This is a genomic window from Terrisporobacter muris (genome assembly GCF_024621905.1).
Taxonomy (GTDB): domain Bacteria; phylum Bacillota; class Clostridia; order Peptostreptococcales; family Peptostreptococcaceae; genus Terrisporobacter; species Terrisporobacter muris.
In genome coordinates this window covers 1-7292 of sequence record NZ_JANKBY010000181.1, presented here as the reverse complement: position 1 = coordinate 7292, position 7292 = coordinate 1, and the positions used below count along the sequence as shown (strand labels likewise).

The 7292-nt window shown below is 30.1% G+C and carries 7 protein-coding genes; 4 read left to right on the top strand and 3 right to left on the bottom strand.

Features of this window, described 5'->3' with window-relative positions:
• Positions 1-126: 126 nt before the first annotated feature.
• The 3 genes from NSA58_RS13020 to NSA58_RS13010 form a co-directional block, all read right to left on the bottom strand.
• Positions 127-420: a winged helix-turn-helix transcriptional regulator gene (locus NSA58_RS13020; protein ID WP_074079366.1), complete on the bottom strand. Its 294-nt coding sequence runs from the start codon at positions 418-420 to the stop codon at positions 127-129.
• A gap of 207 nt (positions 421-627) precedes the next feature.
• Complete coding sequence (locus NSA58_RS13015) at positions 628-945, bottom strand: winged helix-turn-helix transcriptional regulator (protein ID WP_039679858.1); 318 nt, start codon at positions 943-945, stop codon at positions 628-630.
• Positions 946-1095: 150 nt separating this feature from the next.
• Positions 1096-1776: a FadR/GntR family transcriptional regulator gene (locus NSA58_RS13010; RefSeq protein ID WP_039679857.1), complete on the bottom strand. Its 681-nt coding sequence runs from the start codon at positions 1774-1776 to the stop codon at positions 1096-1098.
• A gap of 244 nt (positions 1777-2020) precedes the next feature.
• Between NSA58_RS13010 and ilvD the strand changes: the two genes are divergently transcribed.
• The 4 genes from ilvD to NSA58_RS12990 form a co-directional block, all read left to right on the top strand.
• A complete protein-coding gene (ilvD, locus tag NSA58_RS13005; RefSeq protein ID WP_074429878.1) occupies positions 2021-3682 on the top strand; it encodes a dihydroxy-acid dehydratase in 1662 nt (553 codons plus the stop codon).
• Positions 3683-3845: 163 nt separating this feature from the next.
• The gene (locus NSA58_RS13000; RefSeq protein ID WP_074429877.1) at positions 3846-4823 is read left to right on the top strand and encodes a bile acid:sodium symporter family protein; all 978 of its coding nucleotides are present in this window, start codon (positions 3846-3848) and stop codon (positions 4821-4823) included.
• Between the two features lie 162 nt (positions 4824-4985).
• On the top strand, positions 4986-5606 hold the full coding sequence (locus NSA58_RS12995; RefSeq protein ID WP_074079369.1) for a DUF4397 domain-containing protein: 621 nt from the start codon (positions 4986-4988) through the stop codon (positions 5604-5606).
• Between the two features lie 274 nt (positions 5607-5880).
• Positions 5881-7292 (top strand): alanine/glycine:cation symporter family protein (locus tag NSA58_RS12990; RefSeq protein WP_257560538.1); only part of this gene is annotated, 1412 nt, incomplete at its 3' end.

Below are 7292 nucleotides of genomic sequence, written 5' to 3'. Positions count from 1 at the left end.
AAGATAAAAGCCAAGAAGTTAATTCTTGGCTTTTAATTAATATAAATAATATATATGAAGGAAAGTAGAATTCTTAAATGTAGAATAAAGAATTTGGCCAATACAGTCGCTCAAGCAAAATGAATATTATAATAATTCAAATTGCTTTATAAGTTTTGCATATTCATATCCCTTTGATGTTAAGAAGTATTCTACTCTTGGAGGATATTCATAAAAGTACTCTTTATTAATTAAATTATCCTTTTCAAGTTCTTTTAATTTTTCACTAAGTACTTTATGACTTACTTCTCCAATAGATCTTTGTAATTCAGTAAACCTTTTTCTTTTGTTAGATAAATTATAAATAATTGAAGATTTATATTTGCCTCTTATGGGTTGAAAATTATTTTCCATGTTGAGAGTATCATGATGACTATTCATTTAAATTCTCCTTGTATTTAATATTTAAATATATTTTGCTCAGAAAATAAAATATAATACTTACTAAAAGGTAACTAATAAATAAGTTTTGAAATTTTAGAGGTAATATACTAAAATATGAAGTTTATATAAAATAATAAATGCCAAGTAATTTTACTTGGCATTTATTATTTTATATATTTTAAATACATCATTTGTAAAAAAATCCTATACAGCTATACTATCAACATCAACGTAGTTACGTAGTGATCTTACACATTCCCAACCTTTTATAGTTAAGAAGTATTTTATTTCAGTAGGATATGCATAATTTACGCTTTTATAAATCAAACCTATTCCTTCAAGCTGATGTAACTTTAGTGTCATTATATCGTAACTAACACCGTTCATTAATTTTTGAAGCTTAAAAAGAGTTTTTCCTCCAGATTGTAAATTGCACATTATAACAGTTTTACATTCGCATTTAATTGGATCAAATCCTATAACATGTTTACAAACTTTATTTTCACAATTTTCATTTTTCAAAGTAATCACCTTTCCTTTTAAAATATTCTTAGTTTATTTAACTATATCAGTAATAAACTTTATTTATTACTATAAATATAGTATATACAAAAATAGTTAGAAAAGCTACTAAGTTTTCAGAAAATTTCGAAAAATAATTTATTAACAAATTTAGCTTCTTTGTATGCCAAACACGGACATGGCATTTATAATATGTAACTCCATGGCAACCTTAGCGCCTTCAGCATTTCTATCTTTTATAAAGTCCATAATCATTTTATGGTCTCTTAGAGTTAATTCATTTATTTTATCAAACTCTTTAGATAAATAAACCCCCTTATTAATGGCTTCATTTATTATAGGCATTAAATCTTTTATAAAGGAATTATGGCTGGCTTTGGCAATAGCATTGTGGAAATATTGTTCATCTTCATTTCTATCTTCCTTATTTAAAATTTTTTCTTCTACTCTTTGACCATAATACAAGATGTTTTCCATATCTTTTTCAGTGGCTCTTTGAGTGGCATAATAAACAGCCATAGGTTCTATTATAAGTCTAAGTTCGAGTAAGTCTTTTAAATCAGAAACAGTATTACTAAGTTTACCAAGGTCATGATTATCTAGGGTATTATTAATAACATAAGTCCCCCTACCACGTTTTATTTCAAGAATATTTTCTGTTACAAGGATTCTAATAGCTTCTCTTAATGTAGTTCTACTAACGTTTAATTCTTCTGATAATAAATTTTCATTGGGTAGTTTATCTCCAATTTTATATTCTTTTTTTACTATTATTTTTTCTTTTAAATCATCAGCAATTTGTAAAGATAGTGAAGGTTCTTTTCTTTTCATATAATCCTCCTAGAAATTTATTAATTATACATAAAATGATTCTCATAATGTTTTAATTAACAGAACTATAAATTTAAATATTCTGAAAATTATAATTGACATTATACATATGTAGCACTAATATTATGTTATACAACTATCAAAGATGTCTAACAACTATTTGATAATAGTATTATAACACATTTTAATACAAAAATAATTATCTGAAAACTGAGAATATATAAATTATAGGGGGGGAAATAACATGAAAAGTGATAATGTGAGAAAAGGAATGCAGCAAGGACCACATCGTTCTTTATTTAATGCACTGGGTCATACAGAAGAGGAAATGAATAAACCACTAGTTGGTATAGTAAGTTCTTACAATGAAATAGTACCAGGGCATATGAATCTGGATAAAATAGTTGATGCAGTGAAACTTGGAGTTGCTATGGCAGGTGGAACACCTGTAGTATTTCCAGCTATAGCAGTTTGTGATGGAATAGCAATGGGACATGAAGGGATGAAATATTCCTTAGCAACTAGAGAGCTTATAGCAGATTCAACAGAATCTATGGCGCTTGCTCATCAACTAGATGCACTAGTTATGGTGCCAAACTGTGACAAAAATGTACCTGGACTTTTAATGGCAGCTGCAAGGGTAAATGTGCCTACAGTATTTGTAAGTGGAGGACCAATGCTTGCCGGCCGTGTTAAAGGAGAAAAGAGAAGTTTATCTTCAATGTTTGAAGCAATAGGAGCTTTTGCTGCAGGAAATATGACTGAAGAAGAAGTTACAGAATTTGAAAATAAAGTTTGTCCAACATGTGGATCTTGCTCTGGAATGTATACAGCAAACTCTATGAATTGTTTAACAGAAGCAATTGGTATGGGATTAAAAGGAAATGGTACTATACCAGCAGTTTATTCAGAAAGAATAAAACTTGCAAAGCATGCAGGAATGAAAGTTATGGAGTTATATGAAAAAAATATAAGACCAAAAGATATATTAACTGAAAAAGCATTTATGAATGCATTAACAGTAGATATGGCACTGGGTTGTTCTACTAACTCTATGCTTCATTTACCAGCAATAGCTCATGAGGCAGGAGTAAAATTAACACTAGATTTGGCTAATGAGGTAAGTGCTAAAACTCCAAACCTTTGTCATTTAGCACCAGCAGGATATACATATATGGAAGATTTAAATGAAGCTGGTGGAGTATATGCAGTAATGAATGAACTTGATAAAAAAGGATTATTATATACAGACATAATAACTGTAACAGGTAAAACTGTAGGGGAAAATATAGCAGGGTGTGTAAATAAAGATAAAGAAACTATAAGAACAATAGAAAATCCTTATAGTGAAACTGGAGGACTTGCTGCACTTAAGGGAAACCTTGCACCAAATGGTTCTATAGTAAAAAGATCAGCAGTTTGTGATGAAATGCTGGTACACGAAGGACCAGCAAGAGTGTTCGACTGTGAAGAAGATGCTATAGATGCAATAAAAGGTGGGAAAATAGTAGCTGGAGATGTGGTTGTGATAAGATACGAAGGTCCAAAAGGGGGACCTGGAATGAGAGAAATGTTAAATCCAACCTCAGCCATAGCAGGAATGGGTCTAGGAGAAAGTGTGGCGCTTATAACAGATGGACGTTTCTCAGGAGCATCTAGAGGTGCATCCATAGGACATGTTTCACCTGAAGCAGCAGTTGGAGGTCCTATAGCTTTAGTAAAAGAAGGAGATTTAATAAAAATAAATATAAATGAAAAAACTCTTAATATGGAAGTATCAGATGAAGAATTAGAGCAAAGAAGAAAAGCATGGACTCCTAGAGAGCCTAAAATAACTACTGGATACCTAGGAAGATACAGCAAAATGGTTACTTCTGGTGATAGAGGATCAGTTTTAGAACTCTAATATAAAGAAGTTAAATAATGTTAATTATTTAAAATAAAAAATTCACTCTAGGCAATGACATTGCTTAAAAATTCTTTAGTCATATGTTGTAAAAGATTTCATGTGACTAAGAAGTCATACTTTGCTTATTAGAGAAGTTAAAAATTAAAAAGGGGGAAAGATAATGGAAACATTAGAAAAAGTAAGTAAATTTGTTGGGAAGTATATGGCAATTATTGTACTTATAGTAGCAGCAGTAGCTTTATTTGTACCCACGTCTCTTAACTGGATACAAACATCTTGGATAAATTACTTATTAATGATAGTAATGTTTGGAATGGGTCTTACTATAAAACCTGGTGATTTTGCCATAGTCTTTAAAAGACCAAAAGAAGTAATAATAGGTTGTATAGCGCAATTTACTGTTATGCCTTTGCTTGCGTTTGCACTTGGTAAAGGATTTGGATTGGAGGATGCATTATTAGTTGGTCTAGTACTTGTGGGAACTTGTCCAGGAGGTACATCATCAAATGTTATGAGTTATTTAGCAAAAGCAGATGTGGCATTATCAGTAGGAATGACTACAGTATCAACGCTAATAGCACCAATATTAACTCCAGCAATAACTTATTTACTATTAAAAGCTACAGTGGAAATAGATGCTTTTGGAATGTTTTTATCTATAATAAAAGTAGTAATTATACCAATAGGTTTGGGACTTATAATTAATAAACTATTCTCAGAAGCAACAGAGAAAATATCAAAAATATTACCTTTAGTATCTGTAATAGCCATAGTTTTAATAGTTGCATCAGTAGTTTCAGCAAACTCAGATAAAATATTAACTACAGGTGCAATAGTATTTGTCGTGGTAATACTTCATAACTGTGGAGGATATGCCTGTGGATATGGAATAGCAAAAGTACTTGGACTACCTTTGGTTAAGAGAAAAACTATTGCTATAGAAGTAGGTATGCAAAACTCAGGTCTGGCATCAGGTCTTGCAACTACAGCATTTCCTAACTTAGCAATGGCAACAGTACCAGGTGCTATATTTAGTGTGTGGCATAACATATCAGGAGCAATAATAGCAAATATATTTTCCAACATGACTGAAAAATATAAAGTAGAAAAGTGTGGTAAGGAAATACAACAAAATTAATAATAGTAAAAATGTAAAAAGGGATTCAAAATAAATATTTATTTTGAATCCCTTTTTATATGTAAGAACTACACAATAAACTCATGTTTATAAACATAAAGTATCAAGAAAATATTTTTAGCATATTATAATATAAAATTCAAACAAAGGGGGTTGGGAGATTTGGAATGTTTTAAAATAGAAAAGGGAAAATCTCTAGTTAGGGTATTTAATGCACTACCAAGTGGTGAGGCTATTGATGTATATATTGGAGGCGTTCCATTTTTTAAAGATGTAAAATATAAAGAATTTACTCCGTATATTTATTTAATAAAGGATATTCATAAAATAGATGTATATAAAAGTGGAACGACGGAAGTTTTAATTAGGGCTTCTCTTCCATTACCAAAGGATCAGGTATTTACTATGTCTACAACTGGAAATTCAGGAGAAGAAAGTATGATATTTGTTGAAGAGTCTCTTGATTATATACCATCAAAAGAAAAGGCTATTGCTAGAACTATAAATATAGCACCAAACTTAGGAAGTGTTAATTTATTATATAATAATAATCCTGGTGTTAATAATATTACGTATAGAGATCAAACACCTTATGTATACTTACCAGCAGGACAATATAAAATATCACTGGAGGATAGTACAACGGGAAATGAAATAATTAGTCAAAATTTTGAATTTAAAATTAATCGTATATATAGTATGTATATAATTCAAAAAAATGATACTGATTTTGAAATGGTTCAATCTGTAGATGGTAATACTTATGTATGTAGAGAAAATTAAATAAATATGTTTAAAAGGGTATTTTGAAATGAATCTTGCAAATTATTTCAAAATATCTTCTTTTTTGAATGAAAAAATTGCAAGGAAAATGGTTTCTTGAATCTTTTATAAAATAAATTGCAATTTAATGATAAAATTATGCAAAATTATGTTGTATTTTAGGAAAATATATCATATAATTAGTTTAAATGAATGACAGACGCATATAAAAATCATTTTTCACATTAATTAAACAAAAAATAAAAATATACATATTATTGGAGGAGGAAATACAATGGAATTATTAAATAATTTAGTAGGAATTGTAAACGAACTTTTATGGTCTAAAGTACTTATAATAATGTTAATTACATTAGGACTTTATTTTACTTTTAGGACGAAGTTTGTACAGTTTAGATTTTTCGGTGAAATGTTCAGACTTTTAGGAGACGGAGCAAAGGGAGAGAAAAAAGAGGGAGCTGTTTCATCATTCCAAGCTTTCTGTATATCGACTGCATCTCGTGTAGGAACAGGAAATATAGCAGGTATCGCAATGGCAGTTGTTGCTGGAGGACCTGGTTCAGTATTTTGGATGTGGCTTATAGCACTTATTGGTTCGGCATCAAGTTTTGTTGAATCTACACTAGCACAAATATTCAAGATAAAAGATGGTGAAGGATTTAGAGGAGGACCTGCATATTATATGGAGCAAGGTCTTAAAAGTAAAGGTATGGGAGTAGCATTCTCAATACTTATAACAATATGTTTCGGGTTTATATTCAATGCAGTTCAATCAAATACAATAACAGCAGCATTTAATAATGCTTTTGGTATGAATAGATTAGTTATAGGTTTAATACTTGCTGCATTAACAGGAGTAATAATATTCGGTGGTGTACATAGAGTTGCAAAGGTATCTGAAATAATAGTACCAATATTTGCAGTATTATATATACTAGTTTCTTTATTTGTTGTAGTAATAAACATAGGAGAAATACCAGGAATAATAAAAGCAATATTTGAAAGTGCTTTTGGGCTTAGAGAAATGGCTGTAGGTTCAATGAGTGGTATGATATTAGTTGGTATAAAAAGAGGATTATTTTCAAATGAAGCAGGTATGGGGTCAGCTCCAAATGCTGCTGCAACTGCAGACGTAACTCATCCAGTTAAACAAGGTTTAATACAAACATTAGGTGTATTTACAGATACAATAGTAATTTGTTCATGTACAGCATTTATGATACTTTTATACTCTGACTATGCAACTGCTGGTTTAGAGGGAATAGAATTAACACAAGCTGCACTTTCATCTCAAATAGGACCAATAGGAAATGTATTTATAGCGATTTGTATATTATTATTTGCTTTCAGTTCAATAGTTGGAAACTACTACTATGGAGAATCTAACATAGAGTTTATGAGTAAAAATAAAACTATATTAAATGTATTTAGAGCAATGGTTGTTGGTATGGTACTATTTGGATCTGTTGCAAAAGTACAATTAGTATGGGATTTAGCAGACGTATTTATGGGAATCATGGCAGTAATAAACTTAGTTGCTATAGCTCTACTTGGTAAATATGCATTTATAGCTTTAAAAGATTATTCAGATCAAAAGAATGCTGGAATAAAAGAACCTGTATTTGATGCTTCAAATATAGCAGGATTAGAGAATGTAGAGTGCTGGAAAGAAGAAAGAGAAGAAAA

Bases quoted from the DNA above. Each gene is read 5' to 3' on its own strand.
- NSA58_RS13010 (WP_039679857.1), bottom strand. From the start codon at position 1,776: ATGAAAAGAAAAGAACCTTCACTATCTTTACAAATTGCTGATGATTTA.
- NSA58_RS13020 (WP_074079366.1), bottom strand. From the start codon at position 420: ATGAATAGTCATCATGATACTCTCAACATGGAAAATAATTTTCAACCC.
- NSA58_RS13000 (WP_074429877.1), top strand. From the start codon at position 3,846: ATGGAAACATTAGAAAAAGTAAGTAAATTTGTTGGGAAGTATATGGCA.
- ilvD (WP_074429878.1), top strand. From the start codon at position 2,021: ATGAAAAGTGATAATGTGAGAAAAGGAATGCAGCAAGGACCACATCGT.